The 19,771-nt window shown below is 69.6% G+C and carries 15 protein-coding genes, 1 tRNA gene and 1 pseudogene; 8 read left to right on the plus strand and 9 right to left on the minus strand.

Going from position 1 to position 19,771, the window contains the following annotated elements; translation table 11 throughout:
• Positions 1-21: 21 nt before the first annotated feature.
• The gene (locus tag AB0M83_RS08255) at positions 22-990 is read right to left on the minus strand and encodes a YncE family protein (RefSeq protein WP_364514332.1); all 969 of its coding nucleotides are present in this window, start codon (positions 988-990) and stop codon (positions 22-24) included.
• Positions 991-1,126: 136 nt separating this feature from the next.
• On the opposite strand from AB0M83_RS08255, the gene htpX reads away from it, so the two are divergent.
• The 3 genes from htpX (at position 1,127) to AB0M83_RS08270 (ending at position 4,478) form a co-directional block, all read left to right on the plus strand.
• Positions 1,127-1,978 (plus strand): zinc metalloprotease HtpX, encoded by an 852-nt coding sequence (htpX, locus tag AB0M83_RS08260; protein WP_364514334.1) that lies wholly within the window; start codon positions 1,127-1,129, stop codon positions 1,976-1,978.
• 93 nt (positions 1,979-2,071) lie between these two features.
• On the plus strand, positions 2,072-3,166 hold the full coding sequence (locus AB0M83_RS08265) for an LLM class flavin-dependent oxidoreductase (protein ID WP_364514336.1): 1,095 nt from the start codon (positions 2,072-2,074) through the stop codon (positions 3,164-3,166).
• 1 nt (position 3,167) lies between these two features.
• Entirely contained in the window at positions 3,168-4,478 is a 1,311-nt protein-coding gene (locus AB0M83_RS08270; protein WP_364514339.1) for an NtaA/DmoA family FMN-dependent monooxygenase, read from the plus strand.
• Here the strand turns inward: AB0M83_RS08270 and rfbA are convergent.
• Positions 4,475-5,356, minus strand: a complete 882-nt coding sequence (gene rfbA / locus AB0M83_RS08275; protein WP_364514341.1) for a glucose-1-phosphate thymidylyltransferase RfbA — start codon at positions 5,354-5,356, stop codon at positions 4,475-4,477. The two genes, AB0M83_RS08270 and rfbA, sit on opposite strands and share 4 nt — an antisense overlap.
• 58 nt (positions 5,357-5,414) lie before the next feature.
• Entirely contained in the window at positions 5,415-6,551 is a 1,137-nt protein-coding gene (locus AB0M83_RS08280) for a sialidase family protein (RefSeq protein ID WP_364514344.1), read from the minus strand.
• 187 nt (positions 6,552-6,738) lie between these two features.
• Between AB0M83_RS08280 and AB0M83_RS08285 the strand changes: the two genes are divergently transcribed.
• Both AB0M83_RS08285 and AB0M83_RS08290 read left to right on the plus strand, forming a co-directional pair.
• On the plus strand, positions 6,739-7,404 hold the full coding sequence (locus AB0M83_RS08285; RefSeq protein WP_364514347.1) for a hypothetical protein: 666 nt from the start codon (positions 6,739-6,741) through the stop codon (positions 7,402-7,404).
• Positions 7,405-7,621: 217 nt separating this feature from the next.
• Positions 7,622-8,425: a hypothetical protein gene (locus AB0M83_RS08290; RefSeq protein WP_364514350.1), complete on the plus strand. Its 804-nt coding sequence runs from the start codon at positions 7,622-7,624 to the stop codon at positions 8,423-8,425.
• A gap of 419 nt (positions 8,426-8,844) precedes the next feature.
• Here AB0M83_RS08290 and AB0M83_RS08295 read toward each other — a convergent pair whose 3' ends face one another.
• Complete coding sequence (locus AB0M83_RS08295) at positions 8,845-10,026, minus strand: UTRA domain-containing protein (protein WP_364514352.1); 1,182 nt, start codon at positions 10,024-10,026, stop codon at positions 8,845-8,847.
• A gap of 56 nt (positions 10,027-10,082) precedes the next feature.
• Between AB0M83_RS08295 and AB0M83_RS08300 the strand changes: the two are divergent.
• Positions 10,083-10,649, plus strand: a pseudogene (locus tag AB0M83_RS08300) (site-specific integrase); the annotation flags it as partial.
• A 31-nt stretch (positions 10,650-10,680) separates the two neighbouring features.
• Here AB0M83_RS08300 and AB0M83_RS08305 read toward each other — a convergent pair.
• Positions 10,681-11,172 carry a YajQ family cyclic di-GMP-binding protein gene (locus AB0M83_RS08305; RefSeq protein WP_364514355.1) on the minus strand — a complete coding sequence of 164 codons (492 nt, stop codon included), beginning with the start codon at positions 11,170-11,172 and terminating at the stop codon, positions 10,681-10,683.
• A 130-nt stretch (positions 11,173-11,302) separates the two neighbouring features.
• On the opposite strand from AB0M83_RS08305, the gene AB0M83_RS08310 reads away from it, so the two are divergent.
• Positions 11,303-11,385: transfer RNA gene (locus AB0M83_RS08310), tRNA-Tyr, on the plus strand.
• A 250-nt stretch (positions 11,386-11,635) separates the two neighbouring features.
• Here AB0M83_RS08310 and lon read toward each other — a convergent pair.
• From lon to AB0M83_RS08330, 4 genes are all read right to left on the minus strand, one after another.
• A complete protein-coding gene (gene lon / locus AB0M83_RS08315; RefSeq protein WP_364514357.1) occupies positions 11,636-14,038 on the minus strand; it encodes an endopeptidase La in 2,403 nt (800 codons plus the stop codon).
• Between the two features lie 100 nt (positions 14,039-14,138).
• On the minus strand, positions 14,139-14,993 hold the full coding sequence (locus AB0M83_RS08320; RefSeq protein ID WP_364514359.1) for an SAM-dependent methyltransferase: 855 nt from the start codon (positions 14,991-14,993) through the stop codon (positions 14,139-14,141).
• Positions 14,990-15,844, minus strand: coding sequence for an SAM-dependent methyltransferase (locus AB0M83_RS08325; protein WP_364514362.1), 855 nt, complete (start codon positions 15,842-15,844; stop codon positions 14,990-14,992). The genes AB0M83_RS08320 and AB0M83_RS08325 overlap by 4 nt, the downstream gene beginning before the upstream one ends.
• 70 nt (positions 15,845-15,914) lie before the next feature.
• Complete coding sequence (locus tag AB0M83_RS08330) at positions 15,915-16,853, minus strand: GNAT family N-acetyltransferase (protein WP_364514364.1); 939 nt, start codon at positions 16,851-16,853, stop codon at positions 15,915-15,917.
• Positions 16,854-17,090: 237 nt separating this feature from the next.
• Here AB0M83_RS08330 and AB0M83_RS08335 point away from each other — a divergent pair, with 237 nt between their 5' ends.
• Positions 17,091-19,736 carry an EAL domain-containing protein gene (locus tag AB0M83_RS08335; RefSeq protein WP_364514367.1) on the plus strand — a complete coding sequence of 882 codons (2,646 nt, stop codon included), beginning with the start codon at positions 17,091-17,093 and terminating at the stop codon, positions 19,734-19,736.
• The last annotated feature ends 35 nt before the right edge of the window (positions 19,737-19,771 follow it).

The raw sequence follows: 19,771 nt of genomic DNA on the forward strand, positions 1-19,771 counted from the left end.
GGAGTTACCCCAGCCGTGTGCTCAGAAATCCCGGACGAAGGAAACCCTGCCGTGCAAGGGATCCGTGACGAACACCGTGCGCGTGCGCTCGTCGACCGCGACGTCGCCGGGGTTGATGCCCAGGGACAGCTCGCCGGTCAGCGTCCCGCTCGCGCCGTCGATCCGGCTCAGGCCGTTCTGGCCGCCGTTGGTGTACACCGTGTTCGTGCCCTGGTGCACGGCCAGTGCGGACGCCTCGCTGCGCAGCAACACGGTCTTGCGCTCGGTGTGCGTCACCGAATCCACAATGGACATGTGGTGGATGCCGGAGTTGGCCACGTACACCGAACCGCTCTCGACGTGGACCGCGACGGCGGTCGGCCGCGCCCCGACCTTGACGCTGGCGACGAACCTCCCGCTGTCGATCGAGAACACTTCCAGGGAGTCCGTGCCGGTGCTGGCGCAGTAGGCCAGCTTGCGGCCGGGGTCGACCGCGATCCCGCCGAAGCTCGGCTTCGGGCCCGGTACGAGCGCGTCGAGCGTGCAGCTGACGCCGTCGAGCACGGCGAGCGTGCCGGTGGCGCCGCTGGCCGCGTAGACGCGGTCGGCCCGCTCGTCCACGGCCAGCGCGGACGCGCCGGCGCCCGCGCCGATCACGCTCACCAGGTCGTGGGTGCGGCCGTCCAGGACCACGACGGTGCCGGCGGGCGGGTTCGCGACGTAGATCCGGTTGGCCTTCGGGTCGACCGCGACGTCGCCCGGAGCGCCGCCGACGCGGATCACGTCGGCGGCCGCGGCGCGGCGCGGGTCGATGACCGTGAGCGTCCCGGCCTCGGGATCCGTGACGTACGCGAGGCCCGTGACGGGGTTCACCGTGACCGCGGTCGGCGCCCCGCCGAGCTCGACCGACCGGACGTCCGCCGCCCGGGCGGTCCCGGGCAGGACCAAGGCCCCCGCACCGGCCGTGACCAGGGCGAAGAGCGTCCTGCGGCCTATCGGGCGACCTCGCATCGGCGCCTCCGCTCGTGATCAACTCGCTCGCCGAGCCTAACCCGCGCGATCCTCACGTGAAGGAACTTCGCGTCCCCCGATCGCGTTGTTTCCACTGGGTAACCACGGGGAATGGAGCGGACGGAGGCGAGCGCGCGTGCACGGGCACCAGAACGGGTTGAAGACGGCGATGCTGCTCGGCCTGCTGTCGGCGATCATCATCGCGATCAGCGGCCTGTTCGGCCGCGGCGCCCTGGTCATCGGCCTGGTCATCGCCCTCGGGATGAACGCCTTCGCCTACTTCAACTCGGACAAGCTGGCGCTGCGCGCGATGCACGCCCGGCCGGTGTCGGAGGTCGAGCAGCCCGCGATGTACCGGATCGTGCGCGAGCTCGCGCACGTCGCCCGCCAGCCGATGCCGCAGCTCTACCTGAGCCCGACCGTCGCGCCCAACGCGTTCGCGACCGGCCGCAGCCCGCGTCACGCGGCCGTCTGCTGCACCACCGGCATCCTCGACCTGCTGGACGAGCGGGAGCTGCGGGCGGTGCTCGGCCACGAGCTGTCCCACGTCTACAACCGCGACATCCTCATCTCGTGCGTCGCCGGCGCGCTGGCCAGCGTGATCAGCGTGCTCGCGAACATCGCGCTGTTCTTCGGCGGCAACAACCGCGACGGCAGCCCGCTGGTCAGCCTGATGCTGATCTTCGTCGGGCCGATCGCGGCGGCGGTCATCCGGATGGGTGTCAGCCGGTCGCGGGAATACCAGGCCGACGCGTCCGGCGCGGAGCTCACCGGCGACCCGCTGGGCCTGGCCTCGGCGCTGCGGAAGCTGGAGGCCGGGACGCGGGCGCGGCCGCTGGTCGCCGAGCCGCAGCTGGTGTCGCAGTCGCACCTGATGATCGCGAACCCGTTCCGCCCCGGTGAGGGCCTGAGCAAGCTGTTCTCGACGCACCCGCCGATCGCCGACCGCATCGCGCGCCTCGAGGAAATGGCCCGCCACCGCTTCTGAGCCTGCCAAAGGCGTCACTTTCGTAGGGAAAGATGCGTTTTTCCCAACTGGTGGGAGCGGGAATCTCGGTCCGGCCCGCGAAGTTGCGCAGGCATGGTCTCCGCAGAGCTGCACCTGGGCGTCGCCATCGACGGGGCCGGGTTCCACCCGGCCGCCTGGCGGGTATCCGCGGCCGAGCCCGCCGCGCTGTTCACCTCCGGCCACTACCTGAAGTACGCGAAGCAGGCCGAAGCCGCTTCGCTCGACTTCGTGACCCTCGACGACTCGCTGGCGCTGCAGTCCGGCGGCGAGGGAGTCGTGCGCGGCCGCCTCGACGCGCTGCTCACGCTGTCGGCCATCGCCCCGGCGACCAGCCGGATCGGCCTGGTCCCGACGGTCACCACGACCCACACCGAGCCGTTCCACGTCTCGACGTCGGTCGCGACGCTGGACTACGCGAGCGGCGGCCGCGCCGGCGTGCTCGCGGTGCCGTCCCTGACCGACGCCGAAGCCGCGCACTTCGGCCGCCGCCGGGCCCCCTCACCGCAGGACGGGGAGGCCGAGACCGCCGAGGTCCTCGACGTCATCACCCGGCTCTGGGACAGCTGGGAGGACGACGCGATCATCCGCGACGCCGCCACCGGCCGGTTCATCGACCGCGAGAAGCTGCACTACGTCGACTTCGAGGGCCGCTTCTTCAGCGTGAAGGGCCCGTCGATCACCCCGCGCCCGCCGCAGGGCCACCCGGTGACCGCGGTCTACGGCGACTCCCCGCACGCGGTCGGGGCGGACCTGGTCATCACCCGCGCGGACCACCTCGACGCCGTGCGCGCCGCGGCCGCCCGGTTCCCCGGTGCCAAGGTCCTCGCGACGGTGTCGATCGTGCTCGCCGAGACCGAGCAGGGCGCCCGCGACCGGCAGCACGAGCTGGACGCCCTGGTGCCGTTCGAGCCCGTCGGCCTGTCGTTCGTCGGCACGCCCGCGCAGCTGGCGGCCGAGCTGCCCCGCTGGGCCGCCGAGACCGGCGTCGCCGGGTTCCACCTGCGGCCCGCCGTCCTGCCCGACGACCTCGACCTGCTCGCCGGCGAGGTCGTCCCGGCGCTGCGCGCGGCCGGCGCGTTCCGGGACGGCTACCGCGGCGAGACCCTGCGCGACCACCTCGGCCTCGGCCGGGCCGTCAACGCCTACGCCGTCACCCCGGGAGCCTGAGATGACCAAGCAGATCAAGCTCGCCGCGCACTTCCCCGGCGTCAACAACACGACGGTGTGGAGCGACCCGGCGTCGGGCAGCCAGATCGACTTCGCCTCCTTCGAGCACCTCGCCCGCACGGCCGAGCGCGGCAAGTTCGACTTCCTCTTCCTCGCCGAGGGACTGCGGCTGCGCGAGCACGCGGGCAAGATCCTCGACTCCGACGTCGTCGGCCGGCCCAACACGACCACCGTGCTGGCCGCGCTGTCCGCCGTCACCACGCACCTCGGCCTGGCCGGGACGCTGTCCTCGACGTTCAACGAGCCCTACGAGGTCGCCCGCCAGGTCGCGAGCATCGACCACCTCTCCGGCGGACGCGCTGCGTGGAACGTCGTGACGTCGCCGGACGCGTGGACCGGCAAGAACTTCCGGCGCGGCGGCTTCCTCAAGCGCGAGGACCGCTACGCGCGCGCCGAGGAGTTCCTGGCCACCGTGCGCGAACTGTGGGACAGCTGGCAGCCCGGCACCCTGGTGGGGGACAAGGAGAACGGCGTCTTCGCCCGCGACCCGGGCAAGTTCGTCCACAGTGGACAACAGTTCGACATCCACGGCGAGTTCACGCTGCCGCGGACCCCGCAGGGGCAGCCGATCGTCATCCAGGCCGGCGACTCCGACGAAGGCCGTGAGTTCGCCGCGAAGGCCGCCGACGTCATCTTCAGCCGGCACGGCAGCCTCGAAGACGGCCAGGCGTTCTTCCACGACGTCAAGCGGCGGCTGGCCGCGTACGGCCGCGAGTACGGCGAGCTGCTGATCATGCCGGCCGCGACGTTCGTCCTCGGCGACACCGACGCCGAAGCCGAGGAGCACGCGCGCGAGATCCGGCTCCAGCAGGTGCGGCCGGCGACCGCGATCCAGTTCCTCGAGCAGGTGTGGAGCCGCGACCTGTCGGGCTACGACGTCGACGGACCGCTGCCGGAGGTCGACCCCGACCCGGACGCCGAGCCGCTGACCTGGGGCCGCGTCCGGCACGAAAAGGACCAGCTCGCGCTCGCGCGCAAGTGGCGGGCGCTCGCGGAGGAGAAGAAGCTCTCGATCCGCGAGCTGGTGATCGAGGCCACCGCGCGCCAGCAGTTCGTCGGCACGCCGTCGACCGTCGCTTCGACGATCGACGAGTACGTCCAGTCCGACGCGGCCGACGGGTTCGTCCTCGTGCCGCACCTGACGCCGGGCGGGCTCGACGAGTTCGTCGACAAGGTCGTGCCGCTCCTGCAGGAGCGCGGGGTGTTCCGGACCGAGTACGCCGGGACGACGCTGCGCGAGCAGCTCTTCTAGGCCGAAGCTCCCGCCGCTACGGCGACTGCCTTCACGTAGTCGCCGTAGCCGGACTTCGCGAGCTTCTCACCCAGCGCGTAGCACTCGTCGGCGTCGATGAAGCCCATCCGCAGCGCGATCTCCTCGAGGCACGCGATGCGCACGCCGGTGCGGTGCTCCAGCACCTGCACGAACTGGCCGGCTTCGAGCAGCGAGTCGTGCGTGCCGGTGTCGAGCCAGGCGAAGCCGCGGCCGAGGTCGACCAGGGACGCCCGGTCCTGGCGCACGTACGTGAGGTTGACGTCGGTGATCTCGAGCTCACCGCGCGCCGACGGCGTGAGCGCGCGGGCGATGTCGACGACCTCGTTGTCGTAGATGTACAGCCCGGTGATCGCCTTGTTCGAGCGCGGCTTGGCGGGCTTTTCTTCGATGGACACCAGCTTGCCGCCCGCGTCGACCTCGCCGACGCCGTAGCGCTCGGGGTCCTTCACCGGGTAGCCGAACAGGACGCAGCCGTCGAGCTCGCGCACGGCCTGCTGCAGGCGGCCGGAGAAGCCCTGGCCGTAGAAGATGTTGTCGCCGAGCACGAGCGCCACGTCGTCGTCGCCGATGAAGTCCGCGCCGATCACGAAGGCCTCGGCCAGGCCGTTCGGGCTGGGCTGCTCGGCGTAGGAGAACGCGAGGCCGAACTGGTCGCCGTTGCCGAGCAGCTTGCGGAACATCGGCAGGTCGGCGGGGGTGGAGATGACGAGGATCTCGCGGATCCCGGCCAGCATCAGCACCGAGATCGGGTAGTAGACCATCGGTTTGTCGTAGACCGGCAGCAGCTGCTTCGACACCGCCTGGGTGATCGGGTGCAGGCGTGTCCCGCTGCCTCCGGCCAGCACGATGCCCTTCATGAACTGCCTCCTCGGAACCGGGCTTCTCGGTCGGCCCCACCCTACGGGCCGGGCGGGATCAGAAAGCCGGTCCCTTGCCGAAGTAGGCCTTGCAGCCGAGGTTGTACTCGGTGGCGATCTCGAGCACGTTCTTGCCGTCGTCGACCGGCAGCAGCGTCGAGGAGTAGTTCGGGCAGAAGTTGTTGTAGATGCCGGTGATGTGCACCGGGGCGGGCAGCTCGTACCAGTTGCCGGCGCCGAAGTCGTCGTTCGCCAGCAGCACCTGGCCGTTCTTCGGCTGCGGCTGGCCCTTCGCGTTGGTGTAGATCTGCCCGACCATGACGATCCGCACGCCGTTCGGGCCGCCGGGGAAGAGCGTGATCGTCTGCGCGTGCTGGAAGTAGTTGCCGTTCGCGGTTTCGACGCGCGTGCCGGGGTCGGTGGGGCTGCCCCAGTTGGCGCCGTCGGGGGAGATCTTGAAGTACGGGTCGCAGTAGCGGTCGCGGAAGTTGCAGATCTCGTAGGCGAAGTAGTAGCGGCCGTCGGGCAGCCTGCGGATGATCGGCATCCCGGGCCGGACCCGGTCCGGCGGGATGGCCAGGGTGAGCTGCTTGGTGCCCCAGTGCACGCCGTCGGTCGAGGCGACGCGGTTGAGGACCTGCGCATATTTCGGTGCCTGCGTCTCATCGGCGAAGTGGAGCCAGAGCGTGCCGCCGGCGTCGACGGTGAACTCGGGCTCCCAGATGCCGTCGATGTTGTGCGAGCGGGCGGGCTCGGCCAGGAAGCTCCACGAGCGGCCGCCGTCCTTGCTGGCCCAGACCTTGATCCCGACGCGCCGCTGCGCGCCGGCGTCCTGCCGGTAGGAGGCGGCCCAGAGCAGGGTGCCGGCGCGGAGCCGGCCGACCCGCTGCGGCAGTTCGTAGAGCGTGCCGCAGCACATGCCGTACCGGCCGTCGGGGTCGTGGATGGCGCCGAGCTGGTGGAACGTCTCGCCCTCGTCGGTGCTCTCCATGACGGGCGTGAACTTGCCCCCGGCGTCTTCGCTGGTCAGCGCCGCGATGATGTGCCCGCGGCCGAAGATCGAGTGGTCGAGCCGGACGAGGCGCGCGTAGGAGCCGAGGCCGGGCAGCAGCAGCTTGCGCTCGGCGGCGCTCGCCGGGGTCAGTGTCGCGCCGATCACGGTGAGTGACAGCACGAAGGCGAGCAAGCGGCGCATCCTGACCCTCTCCACATGGTGACCGCGCGATTACAGCACGCGGTCCGGGTCCTTCGTGGACAGTCACGCGGGCATTCGCGCTTTCGAGCGGTTTGCTCTGCCCGCCCGGGTGATCGCTCACGCACGGCGACGGTAACGCCGGGGTCGTGCGCGCCGAAAGATCACCAGAGGGTTCCGAGGGGGGACGATGAGATTCCGGCTTGCCTGCGTCGTGGCGGCGGTGGCGTTGACGTCGGCGTGCGGGCCGACGACGGGGTTCGGCACGATCGAGACTTCTTCGGAGCCGGTCCCGGTGCCGGTGCCCACGACATCGGCGGCTCCGGTTTTGAAGGACGTGCCGACGGAGACGCACACGGGCAAGGGCGAAGGCGAGTTCGCGGTGACGTGGCCGCCGGACCAGCTGGGTTTCTTCACGTTCGACTGCCCGAAGTGCTCGTCGAACGTGATGATCGACACGGACGGCGGCGAGTACGGCCTGGTCAACGCGATCGGCAAGTACCAGGGCACGACGTGGCTGAACACGGAACCGGACCGCCCGACGACGAAGGTGACGGTTCACGCGAACGCGGCCTGGACGGCAACGATCGCGGACTACCGCAGCTTGCCGGTGGTGGCCCCGGGCACACCGACGTCAGGCAAGGGCGACGCGGTGTTGCGTGTGCCGGCGGGGGTTACGCACGTGAAGCTCTCGGCGAAGACCCGCGGCAACATCGCCCTGTGGGTGCACTCGGAGGAGGACGGCGACCTGCTGGTCAACGAGATCGGCAACGTCGATGTCGATCGGGAGGTCCGGGGTCCGGCTTATCTGCGGGTGGACGGGTACGAAGCGAGCTGGACGGTGACACCGTCCTGAGCGGGCACCCGGTGACCGGGTGCCCGCGGCGGAGTCACCGGTAGTTCGTGAACTGCATCCGGCCTGGGGCGATGGCGAGGTGCAGGCTCTGAGCTGCGCTTTTCTGTCCGTTGGTGGTCGTTGTTGGTCATCGCTAGTCGGTGCCATCTGTACCGGATTTGTACCGAACTGCGATTTGGTCAATGATCATTCTGTTCGACGCGATACGGTCGGCGCCATGCAGAAGTGGCGGTGGCGCAGAAGCAGACAGGCCCAGCAGGTGAAGCGCCGCAGATCTCCTTTTGAGCGACTTATGTCTACCCCTGAGCGTGTTGGCGCTTGGGTTGTTGGGCTTTCATTCTCTGTCGGCGGGGGTTTTGCTGTTTTTGTGACCGGTAATCAAGCCGGGAGTATCGCACTTATTCTTGTGGGGGCAGTGTTCCTCGTGGTTGGGGTTCAGGGGACCCCAATTTCTCGAGCATCGAAAGATGCCGTTGAGCTTGAGAAGAGGGCAAGCAGGGTTGCTGGGGAAGCTGAGCAAATCGCAGACGAGAAAGGTATCGAGAACGCCAAAGACTTTTTATCTGGTGCAATCTCGGCGAATCCTCAGCTTGCTAGGAGCTCCGATGTCTTCCTTGTGGAAGGCATGGTCTATGAGTCCCTCGCAGGAGAGGCCTTAGAGCGCGTGGCGGCTCGCGAGGGTTTTTCTGTGTCAGTGGCCGGAGGTGATCAGGGCTATGATCTTGCGCTGAGAAGACGTAATGGGACAGGTCAAATTATGGACAAGACAGCACTCGTTGTTACAATAAAGTATTTCTCCAAGTTGAATTTCGTCAATACGACAAAAGTGCGTGCCGCTCTGGCGAAAGGGAGGGGTGGTGGATATCCTGTTTTAATGGTCGCAAACGTCGACCTCAGCAATGCTGCAAAGAATTATATTGAGCAGCAAGAAAACCGAGAATTGGACTACGTCAAATGGAGGTCTGAAATTGACGACAACATGCTGGTTCAAGCTATAAGGCGATTTACTGATGGCCGATAACCTGAGAGTGGTTGACCTCTCGGCATCTCGTCGACCTGGCGCAGCCCGATCACGTTGTGTCAAGGGGGCGCCTCTCCGCTTCAGCGGCGGGAGTTCCAAAACCGCCCCCTTGACACGACGTGATAGCCCTCCGGGAGGTCGACGAGATGCCGTCTGGCCAACCACGGACGCAACGTGGGTGCCACGCCGGCCATCTCGGAGACCTGCCCGTCCGGCGAGGACATCTCTTCTCGGATCCGCGGCTTACCCGCACCCTTCGGCCCACTCGCCCCGGCCGACTCGCGGGGGACCGGCCGCCAGGCCGCACGCCCCCGCGAGGGCTTGGCCGGGGCAAAGAGCTGGGGCCGAGCGGCCCCGGAGGGGCCGCCTTGATCCTGTAGAGAAAGTTCTCACCAAGCCTCCGCCTCACGGGCAGCGGCTCAACCGAGGAGAGCCCGAAGCGCTGCGACGTCGCTGGCGAGTTGCGCAGGGTCGATCTGGGATTCGTTGCCACTCTGCGGTAGCAGCGGGAACGGCCTCCCCGGAGCAGGATCCTCAATGAAGCGCGGCAGTAGGTGCGTGTGGAGATGCGGGACGGTGTTCCCCAACGTCTCGTAGTTCATCTTCAACAGCCGGTAGAACGTGGCCAGCGCCTTCGCCACCATGAGAGTCGCCTTCCAGTAGGCTTGCGCCTCCAGTTCGCTCAGTTCGAACGGCTCGACCACGTGACGCCCGCGCCAGATCACGAGCGTGTACCCGCGCTGGATGTCGGCTCGCTGGAGCACGGCGTCCACATCGGCTGTCTCGAAGATCCGGATCCCGTAGGTATCTTCGTCCAAGCGCTTCGACTGGCACATCTCGCAGGCTTCGCCGCTGATCCGCTCAGCCCAGTTGGCTGGCCACTCGCTCGTCATGGCTGAATGTCGCCTTCGTTCCACTCGTAGATGAACTCGTGCTTGTCGCCCGCGTAGACGTCGTGAGCGGCCTGCAGCGGCCCTGCCGTCCTTGTCGTAGTCGACGTCCCACATGTGCATCACGGGCACCCCCGCGTGGAGGTTGAGCAGCTCCGTCTCCTCCGGGGTCGGCATGAGCGCGCTGAACACCTCGACCCCTCGGAAGAACGTGTGCCCGAGCGACTCGATCAGCTCGTCGGGCCCCTCCGGGAGCGCGTCGGGTGATTCGAGCCGGGTGTCCGCCGCGAGCCACAGCGGGTAGTAGCTCGCGGAGACCACGACCGGCTCGTCGTCGAGGAACTGCAAGCGACGGCGTACGACTGCCTCGTCGCCGGGTGAGGCGCGAAGCCAGTGAGCCGCGTTCGCGGGTAGGGGAGCCCGTCCGACGAAGAGGATTCGCCGCGATGGAACCCGCCCCTGCTCGATGGCTCCGACGTCGAAGACAGGCTTGCCGGTGTCCCGGTGGGCCGCGTGGCGTCGTGCAGCCGAGACGCGACGGAGGGGTGGACGGCGTCGAACGAAGGTGCCGCGCCCGAACTCGGTCGTCACCAGGCCCTCGGATACCAGGAAGGCAATCGCCTTGCCGGCCGTCGCCTTCGTCGTGCCGTACTGCGCGATGAGTTGCCGCTCGGACGGGAGGACGGCACCCGGCGCGAGTTCGCCCTGCATGATCGCCGCGCGCAGGTCGGCCGCGATCCGTCTGCTGAGCGGCGGGCTGTGGCTGGCGTGGCGGCGAGATCTTCGGCCTGGAGCGCGATGCGATCGACTTCGACGCGATGGAGGTGGAGGTCCGCCATCAGCTCACCGTGGTGTCCGGCCGCACGCCGTACCTCGCCCCGCCGAAGACCAAGACCAGCCGCCGCGCGAACGAGTTGCCGACGTTGGTCGCGAACTCCCTGCGCGGCCACCTGGAGACCTTCCGGACGCTGCCGGAGGAGATCGACGACGAGACCGACCCCCGCCGGCCGACCCGGCGGCCCGCCCACCTGGTATTCACCCGGGGCGACGGCCGCCCGATCCACCGGTCCGACTGGTCGTACATCTGGCGTCCGGCAGTGAAGGCTGCGGGCCTGCCGGAGGGCTTCGGCCTGCGTGACCTGCGGCACTACTTCGCCACGGTGCTGATCTTCGGCGGAGCGAACGTCAAGACCGTTCAGCTCGCCATGGGCCACACCACGCCCACGGTGACCCTCAACACCTACGTCGGCTACTGGCCGGACGCGGTGGACCAGACGCGGACGCTCGTCGACTCCGCGCTCGGTTGTACCGACGTTGTACCCACGGGCACCTGAAACCAGATACCCGCAGGTCAACGAGGGTGAATCACCGGTAGTTCGTGAACTGCAGCGCGATCTCGAAGTCCTTGCCCTTCAGCAACGCGATCACGTCCTGCAGCTGGTCCTTCTTCTTGCCCGACACCCGCAGCTGGTCGCCCTGGATCTGGGCCTGCACGCCCTTCGGGCCCTCGTCGCGGATGAACTTCGCGATCTGCTTCGCCTTGTCCGATGCGATGCCCTGCAGGATCTTGCCCGAAACCTTGTAGATCTTGCCCGACAGGGCCGGCTCGTCGGCCTCGAAGGCCTTCAGGGAGATGCTGCGCTTGATCAGCTTCTCCTTGAACACCTCGACCGCGGCCAGCGCGCGCTCCTCCGTCTCGGACTCGATCACGATCGCCTCCTCGCCGGACCAGTTGATCGTCGTGCCCGTGCCGCGGAAGTCGAAGCGCGTGCCGAGCTCCTTGCTTGCCTGGTTCAGCGCGTTGTCCACCTCCTGGCGGTCGACCTTGCTCACGACGTCGAAAGAGGGATCCGCCACGTGTCCTCACACCTCGTACTCGCTTGTCAGGGGCCACCCAGCCTAGTCCCCACCGGAGGAGGGGCATCCCGGTTGACCCCTGCTCGAACCCGTTGGGTAAGCTTCTACCCGGCCGGTGCGTCCGGCTCAAGGCGGGTTACCCGAGTGGCCAAAGGGGACTGGCTGTAAACCAGTTGGCTTACGCCTACGGGGGTTCGAATCCCTCACCCGCCACATCAAGACCCCGTAACCTCGATCAGGTTGCGGGGTCTTCGTGTTCGGCAACCAGCCCGTGCAATTCCTCCACGGAGCCACGGTGTCTTGCACCGCCGCGGTCCCCGTAAGTGGGTTCGAAATCGAATTCGCAGGCCTCGCAGCTGACCTTTCCGCGTTGCCGGCCGGACTGCGCGATCTTTAGCCGCCCGGACAAGGTGAAGGCCCCCATTCGCGGGAGAATGGGGGCCTTCGGTGGCGGCGTTCGGGGTTACGCCGCCTGGGGAACCGGCGTCGAAGCCGGGGTCAAAGCGAGGTCGAGGACCTCGCGGACGTTCGCCACCGCGTGGACGTCCAGCTGGGACAGCACCTCGGCCGGGACGTCGTCCAGGTCCGGCTCGTTGCGCTGCGGGATGATCACCGTCTTCATCCCCGCCCGGTGGGCCGCCAGCAGCTTCTGCTTCACGCCGCCGATCGGGAGGACGCGGCCCGTGAGGGACACCTCGCCCGTCATCGCGACGTCCGGCCGGACCACGCGGCCCGAGAGCAGCGAGGCCAGCGCCGTCGTCATCGTCACGCCCGCCGACGGCCCGTCCTTCGGGACCGCGCCCGCCGGCACGTGGACGTGGATGCCGCGCTCGCGCAGGTCACCCACCGGCAGCTCCAGCTCCGCGCCGTGCGACCGCAGGTAGGACAGCGCGATCTGGACGGACTCCTTCATCACGTCGCCGAGCTGGCCGGTCAGCTGCAGCCCGGACGCGCCGGACTCCTGGTCCGCCAGCGACGCCTCGATGTAGAGGACGTCACCGCCGGCACCGGTGACCGCCAGGCCCGTCGCCACACCCGGGGTCGCGGTCCGCTGGGTCGACGCGGGCAGCGACGACTCCGGGATGTGCCGCGGGCGGCCCAGGTAATCGGGAAGATCCGCGGCGTCCACGGTCAGCGGCAACGACACCTCGTGGAGGGCCACCTTGGTCGCGATCTTGCGCAGGACCTTCGCGATCGTGCGGTTCGCGTCGCGCACGCCCGCCTCGCGGGTGTACTCGGCGGCGATCCGGCTGAACGCCGCGTCGGTGAGGCTGACGTCCGCTGTGCCCAGGCCCGCGCGTTCCAGCTCGCGGGGGAGCAGGTGGTCGCGGGCGATGGTGACCTTCTCGTGCTCGGTGTAGCCGTCCAGCGTGACGAGCTCCATGCGGTCCAGCAGCGGGCCGGGGATGGTCTCGAGCGCGTTGGCCGTCGCCAGGAACACGACGTCGGACAGGTCCAGCTCGACCTCGAGGTAGTGGTCGCGGAACGTGTGGTTCTGTTCCGGGTCCAGCACTTCGAGCAGTGCGGCGGTCGGGTCGCCGCGGTAGTCGGCGCCGACCTTGTCGATCTCGTCGAGCAGCACGACCGGGTTCATCGAGCCGGCTTCCTTGATGGCGCGGACGATCCGGCCGGGCAGCGCGCCGACGTAGGTGCGGCGGTGGCCGCGGATCTCCGCCTCGTCGCGGATGCCGCCCAACGCCACGCGGACGAACTTGCGGCCCATGGCCTTCGCGACGGACTCACCCAGCGACGTCTTGCCGACCCCGGGAGGGCCCGCGAGGGCGAGCACGGCGCCGGAACGACGGCCGCCGACCGGGCCGAGACCCGATTCGGCACGGCGCTTCCGCACGGCCAGGTACTCGATGATGCGTTCCTTGACGTCGTCGAGGCCGGCGTGGTCGGCATCCAAAACCGCTCGCGCGGCGGCGATGTCGTAGATGTCCTCGGTGCGCTCGTTCCAGGGCAGCTCCAGGACGGTGTCCAGCCAGGTGCGGATCCAGCCGCCCTCGGGGGACTGCTCGGACGTGCGGTCCAGCTTGTCCACCTCGGCCAGCGCGGCCTTCTTCACGGCGTCGGGCAGTTCGGCGCCTTCGACGCGGGCGCGGTAGTCGTCGTCCTGCGCGGTGCCGTCGAGCTCGCCGAGCTCCTTGCGGATGGCCTCGAGCTGGCGGCGCAGCAGGAACTCCTTCTGCTGCTTCTCCATGCCCTCGGCGACGTCCTTGCGGATCGTGTCGGTCACCTCGAGCTCGGCGAGGTGCTCCTTGCTCCACTCGAGCGCCTTCTCCAGGCGCGCGCTGACGTCGAGCGTGGTCAGCAGCTCGAGCTTCTGCTCGGTGTCGAGGTACGGCGCGTTGCCGGACAGGTCGGCGATCGCGGAGCCGTCCTCGACCTGCTGGACGGCGTCGATCAGCTGCCAGCCACCGCGCTGCTGGAGGATCGAGATGACGACGGCCTTGTATTCGGCCGCGAGCTGCGCGGTCCGGTCGTTCGTGGTCTCGGGGGCGTCCTCGGCGTGCACCCAGCGGGCGGCGCCGGGGCCGTCGGCCATCCGGCCGACGAGCGCGCGGGCGGTGCCGCGCAGCAGGACGGCCGCCTTGCCGCCGGGCACGCGCCCGATGCGCTCGACCGTCGCGACGGTGCCGAACTCGGCGTACTCGCCGTGGACGCGCGGGACGATCAGGACTTCGGCCTTGGTGGCGCCGGTCGACCGGATGCCGGGGAACGAAGCCTGGCTGGGGGTGTTGGACTGGGCGGACTCCACCGCGGCCCGCGTCTCGCTGTCGGTGAGGTCGAGCGGGACGACCATGCCCGGCAGCACGACGTCGTCATCGAGCGGGAGCACGGGCAGGAGGCGGGTGTCGGACATGTGCACTCCTCGTGTAGTTGAGTCTGCCTAGCTCAACTCTCCGATGGGTGTGTTTGTTTCCGAGAGTGCGTTCGCCCACAGCGAAGGAAGAAAGTGCAGGTCAGAGGCTTGGTCGGCGCGCGACGGCGCACCAGGCGAACGGCCGCGTCTCGAGATCGATGACGTTCGGAGGCTCTTCGGGACGCCAGTCCGGCAACGATGTCATCCCCGGCGGAAGCAGCGGCCAGCCGCCGAACCAGGGGAGCAGCTCCTCAGCCGAGCGCAGCCACGCCGGGTTCGACGTGTCGCGGTAGGCGTCGATGAACCGCTTCACCTCTGCGGCGCGCTCCGGCGGCGCGTCGTCGCGGCACGTGCCGTGCGTCAGCGCCAGCCAGCTGCCCGGCGCGAGCTTCGACCGGTAGGTCGCCATCAGGCCCTCGGGATCGTCGGACGGCCCGACGAAGTGCATCACCGTGATCATCAGCAGGCACACCGGCCGCGACCAGTCGATCAGCTCCTGCACGACGTCGTCGGCGAAGATCTCCTCCGGCCGCCGGATGTCCCGCTCGACCAGGGCCGCCCAGCCCGTCGCGCCTTCCTTCTCGAGGATCAGCCGTGAATGCGCGGCCGCGACCGGCTCGTAGTCGACGTAGACGACCGACGCGCGTTCACCCTCGGGAAGCAGGTCCCGGACGATCTCGTGCACGTTCCCCGCGGTCGGCACACCGGAGCCCAGGTCGACGAACTGGCGGACACCGGCGTCCATCGCGGCGGAGACCACGCGGTTCATGAACGCCCGGTTCTGCCGCGAGATCGGCCGGATCAGCGGCCACACCTTCTCCACGCGCCGGCCGAACTCGCGGTCGACCGCCCAGTGGTGGTTCCCGCCGAGGTACCAGTCGTACACCCGCGCCGCGGACGGCTTGTCGGTGTCGACCCCGGCGGGAGCGATCGGCGCTGTGTTCTCCGGGGTCATCGGCCGGGCTTCTCCGCGATGCCGCACCACGCGTACGGGCGGGCTTCCGCTTCCAGCGCGTTGAGCTTGCGGTCGGGCCGCCAGTCCGGCAGGTGCACGATGCCCGGTTCGAGCAGCGGCCAGTCGCCGAACAGCGGCTCGATCTCCTCGCGGTCGCGCAGCCACACCGGGTTGCTGGTCTTGCGGTACTGCTCGACGAACCAGCGCAGCCCCGCGAGCGACTCGCCGGTCCCGTCGCCCTCGCTCATCTGCGAGATCGCCAGCCAGCTCCCGGGCGCGAGCTTGTCCCGGTAGGCCTTGAGGAGGCCGATGGGGTCGTCGTCCGGCCCGACGAAGTGCAGCACCGCCATCATCATCAGGCAGACGGGCTTCGAAAAGTCGATGAGCCGCTGCGTCTCTTCGGCGCGCAGCACGGCCTTCGCGTCCCGCATGTCGGCCTGGACGATGCCCGCCCAGTCCGTCGCCGCCTCCTCTTCGAGGATCAGCGTCGCGTGCGCGACCGCGACGGGCTCGTAGTCGACGTACACGACCGTCGCGTCGTGGTCCTCGGGCAGCTCGGCCTCGACGACCTCGTGCACGTTCCCGGCCGTCGGGACGCCGGAGCCCAGGTCGACGAACTGCCGGATCCCGGCCCGCAGCGCCGCCCGCACCGCGCGGTTCATGAACTCGCGGTTCTGCTTCGACCCGGGACGCACCAGCGGCCACTGCTGTTCCATGCGCCGGCCGAACTCGCGGTCCACGGCCCAGTTCTGCGTGCCGCCCAGGTACCAGTCGTAGATCCGGGCCGCGGACGGCTTCTCGGTGTCGACGCCTTCGGGTGCTCTCGGCGCGGAATCCCGCTGATCGGTCACTTCCGGCTCCCCTCACTGCTCCGGGAACCACCCTATAAGGACGGGCGACCTGGGGTAATCCGCCAGTGGTTCACCGAACGGCCGGTCGACGCTGCCAGTACGTCCACAGCGGGCGGTACCCCTGCGCGTACCAGAACGGTGTCGACAGCGGGTTCGCCGCCGCGTGGTGCAGGAGGACGACGTCCGCGCCCTCTTCGTCGAGGACGTGGTGGGCGTGGGTGGCCAGCGCCGTACCGACGCCGGACGACCGCGCCTCCTTCGCGACGGCCAGCGACGACAGGTAGCCGACGCGGCCCGCCGCGACCCGGTCGCTGATCCAGCCGGTCTCGCCCGGGTGCTGGACGTTCACCATGCCGAGCGGACGCCCGTACAGCTCGGCGATCCAGAGCGGCGGTTCCGGGCGGTTCAGCTGTTCGGCCAGGTCCTTGGCCATGATGTCCTCGACGCCCTGGCGCAGGTTGACCGTGCCGTACTGCGCGTCGAAGGAGTGCAGCTCGAGCCCCAGTGAGACGACGGTCTCGAGGTCGCCGGGCTCGGCGCGGCGGATCTTGACGCCGGGCGTGCCACGCGGGCCCGGCGGGTCCGTCCGGTCGGCCGGGCGGACCGCGATCACGCGCAGTGGCGCGAAACCGTGGTGCAGCATTTCGCGCGTGCCGGCGGCGTCCCGGCTGGCGCGCGGGACGATCGCCGCGGTCTCGGTGTCGCCACGCTCGGCGACCGCGCGCAGATGTTCATCCCATCGGGTGAGGAGGGCGTCGAGGGCCGCCGCGGGCTGCGGGCCGGCGAGCTGGAGGTCGAGCCGGTGCTCGGTCAGCGCCCGCCACGGCGCGTTGGGGGCGTCCTGGTCGACCTGGATGCGCGAGGCGAGGCCGGACGCGGCCGAGCCGGCGGTCGCCACCTCCAGCACCACGGCGCCTTCGGCCGCCTCGAAGGGAAGAGAACCGGGGAGCAGGGGATCCACCGCCGCGAGCCGTGCCGCGTGTTCGGTGGCAATCACGTCGCTGTGCATGGGCACATTGAAGCGCGACTCGGACTGGCGTGCGTACGGAGCCACCCCTGCTCTCTACACCCGACGTTTCACCCCTTGGTCCACGCAGGTCAGCGCCATCGAGGCATTGTTAACCCTGGGGTGATCTCCTACTGTCTCGAAAGGGACGCGGGTACGCCCTACGGGGTACGGTATGGCCCTTGTCCACACCCGAAGTCACGGATCAGTGCCGGTGGACAAGCCGGGAGGGAAGGTCGGATGCCGGACACGAACGCCCACGGCGACGCCGTCGCACAGGCGCAGCCCGGGCCGGGAGCCGCTTCCGGGACACCGCCCGTATCCGCCGAAGCCCGCACCGACGAGCGCCGGTTCCGTGCGTACACCTTCGCCGTCCTGAGCATCGGGCTCGTCGCCGCGTTCGCCGTCGGGTCCTGGCTGCCGTTCCACTGGGACAGCCGGCTGCTGTGGATCGGCCCGGTGCTCGCGGTCGCGTTCCTGCTCGCCGAGCAGCTCGGCATCAACGTCGACGTCCGCAGCGGCATCTCGTGGACCATCTCCTTCACCGAGATCCCGCTCGTCATCGGGTTCTTCGTCGCGCCGTTCGAAGTCGTGCTGGCCGCGCACCTGGTCGCCGGCATCGGCACGCTGCTCGCGCGCAAGGTCGCCGGCCGCGTCCTCTACAACGCGGGTGCGTTCCTGCTCGAGATCACCGGCGCCTTCGCGGTCGCCGGGCTCGTCAAGTACGCCGTCGGCGCCGGGGTCGGCGACAAGATCCCGTGGGTCGCCGCGCTGGCCGGCACGCTCACCGCGCCGCTGGTGAGCACGCTGCTCGCGCTGGCCGCGGTCCGCGTCCTGCGGCGCCGGATGCGGGTCAGCACCGCGGTCCGGCTGACCGCGCGGATCCTGGTCGTCGGGTTCGTCAACGCGTCGGTCGGCCTGTCCGGCTACCTCGTCATCTCCAACACGCCCAAGGCGTGGCCGCTGGTGCTCGCCGTGTTCCTCGGCCTGACCGCGCTGTACTGGGCCTACTCCGACCTGTTGCGCGAGCAGCGGGACATGGAGGCGCTCTCCGACGTCAGCCTGATGGTGGCCCGCTCGGGCCAGCAGGCGGCGGCGCGCCCGGCCAGCCGCGCGGACGAGCTCGTCGGCGGGGTCGACGTCCGCGAGTGGGCCACGATCGCCGAGCGCATCAAGGACCAGCTCGCCGCGGGCCGCGTCGTGCTTCGGCTGCGGCTCGAACCGAAGGACACCATGCGGGTCGTCGTCGCCGGCGACGACCTGCCGCCCGCCGACCCGGCCGCCGACGACCCGCTGCTGCGCCTGCCCGGCGCGCACGTCCGGCACTTCCGGATCACCGAGGCCAACCCCGACGTCCGCGCGGCGCTGCTCGACCGCGGCGCGCAGGAGGCGCTCGTCGTCCCGCTGCGCAGCGCGAACCAGCTGCTCGGCGTCGTCGAGGCGCACGACCGGCTGTCCCGCTGGCGCGGCTTCGGCAAGTACGACGTCCAGCTGCTCGGCACGATGGCCAGCCACCTCGCGACGTCGCTGGACAACCGGCGGCTGCTCGCGACCCTGCGCCACGACGCCTACCACGACCCGCTCACCGGGCACCTCAACCGGCCGGGCTTCCGGCAGGTGGCGAAGGAACCGTTGCGGGACTTTGCGAACGCGGTGGTGCTGCGGATCGACCTCGACGTCTTTTCGACGGTCAGCGACGCGCTGGGCTACGCCTGGGCCGACCGGATGGTGATCGCCGCCGGCCGCCGCATCCGCGACGCGCTCGGCCCCGACGTCCCGCTCGCCCGTCTCGAAGGCGCGTCGTTCGCGGCGCTGCTCGTCGGCTGCCCGCCCGAAGACGCCCACGCGGCGGCGGAACGGCTGCGCGAAGAGCTTTCCGCGCCCTACCCGGTGGACCGGCTTTCGGTCGAGGCCAACGCGATGATCGGCTACGCGACGACGTCCGCGGAGGAACCGGGCGACGTCGTCGACATCGAAGGCCTGCTGCAGCGCGCCGACGTGGCCGTTCGCGCCACCAAGGGCGGCGAAGAGGTCCGCGGGTACGTGCCGAGCATGGGCCAGATCTTCCTGCGCCGCTTCCAGATGGTCACGCAGTTCCGGCAGTCCCTCGAAGACGGCCAGGTCAGCGTCCACTACCAGCCGAAGATCACCTTGCCGAACCGGCAGGTGGCGGGCGTCGAGGCGCTCGTCCGCTGGGTGCACCCTGAGTTCGGCAGGCTCGGCCCGGACGAGTTCGTCCCGGCCATCGAGGCGGCCGGCCTGATCGGCGTGCTGACGTCGTTCGTGCTCGGCGAGGCGCTGAAGCGCTGCCGCAAGTGGCTCGACGAGGGCCTGCGGATCTCGGTGGCAGTCAACCTGTCGGTGCGCAACCTCGCCGACGAGGACTTCCCGAACAAGGTGGCCCGCGAGCTGGAGCGCGTCGGCATCCCGCCGGAGCTGCTGACGTTCGAGCTGACCGAGTCCGGTGTGATGTCGGACCCGCAGAAGGCGCTGCCGATCCTGCGCGAGCTGCACTCGCTGGGCATCACCCTCGCCGTGGACGACTTCGGCACCGGCTACTCGTCGCTGGCCTACCTGCGGCAGCTGCCGGTCGACCAGGTCAAGATCGACAAGAGCTTCGTCCTCGGCATGGGCACCGACCTCGGCGACCTCGCGGTGGTGCGGTCGATCGTCGAGCTGGGGCACTCGCTCGGGCTGACGGTGGTCGCCGAGGGCGTCGAGGAGGACGTGGCGCGCGACCAGCTCGAGGCGATGGGCTGTGACGTCGCCCAGGGCTACCTGATCTCGCGGCCGCTGCCGGAGGACCGCCTGGAGGCGTGGCTGCAGGCCCGCACGGCGCGCTCGCCGGGACGTCACTCCGAGACTGTGCTGACCCTGCTGACCTGAGGTTTTGCTCTTTGAGGACCCCGGTTGCACGGCCG

The sequence above is a fragment of the Amycolatopsis sp. NPDC051106 genome, from assembly GCF_040682775.1.
Lineage (GTDB): Bacteria > Actinomycetota > Actinomycetes > Mycobacteriales > Pseudonocardiaceae > Amycolatopsis.

Bases quoted from the DNA above. Each gene is read 5' to 3' on its own strand.
- AB0M83_RS08265 (WP_364514336.1), top strand. From the start codon at position 2,072: ATGGTCTCCGCAGAGCTGCACCTGGGCGTCGCCATCGACGGGGCCGGG.
- AB0M83_RS08335 (WP_364514367.1), top strand. From the start codon at position 17,091: ATGCCGGACACGAACGCCCACGGCGACGCCGTCGCACAGGCGCAGCCC.
- AB0M83_RS08280 (WP_364514344.1), bottom strand. From the start codon at position 6,551: ATGCGCCGCTTGCTCGCCTTCGTGCTGTCACTCACCGTGATCGGCGCG.
- AB0M83_RS08330 (WP_364514364.1), bottom strand. From the start codon at position 16,853: ATGCACAGCGACGTGATTGCCACCGAACACGCGGCACGGCTCGCGGCG.
- AB0M83_RS08290 (WP_364514350.1), top strand. From the start codon at position 7,622: ATGCAGAAGTGGCGGTGGCGCAGAAGCAGACAGGCCCAGCAGGTGAAG.
- AB0M83_RS08285 (WP_364514347.1), top strand. From the start codon at position 6,739: ATGAGATTCCGGCTTGCCTGCGTCGTGGCGGCGGTGGCGTTGACGTCG.
- AB0M83_RS08295 (WP_364514352.1), bottom strand. From the start codon at position 10,026: ATGCAGGGCGAACTCGCGCCGGGTGCCGTCCTCCCGTCCGAGCGGCAA.
- AB0M83_RS08255 (WP_364514332.1), bottom strand. From the start codon at position 990: ATGCGAGGTCGCCCGATAGGCCGCAGGACGCTCTTCGCCCTGGTCACG.
- AB0M83_RS08270 (WP_364514339.1), top strand. From the start codon at position 3,168: ATGACCAAGCAGATCAAGCTCGCCGCGCACTTCCCCGGCGTCAACAAC.
- rfbA (WP_364514341.1), bottom strand. From the start codon at position 5,356: ATGAAGGGCATCGTGCTGGCCGGAGGCAGCGGGACACGCCTGCACCCG.
- AB0M83_RS08320 (WP_364514359.1), bottom strand. From the start codon at position 14,993: ATGACCCCGGAGAACACAGCGCCGATCGCTCCCGCCGGGGTCGACACC.
- lon (WP_364514357.1), bottom strand. From the start codon at position 14,038: ATGTCCGACACCCGCCTCCTGCCCGTGCTCCCGCTCGATGACGACGTC.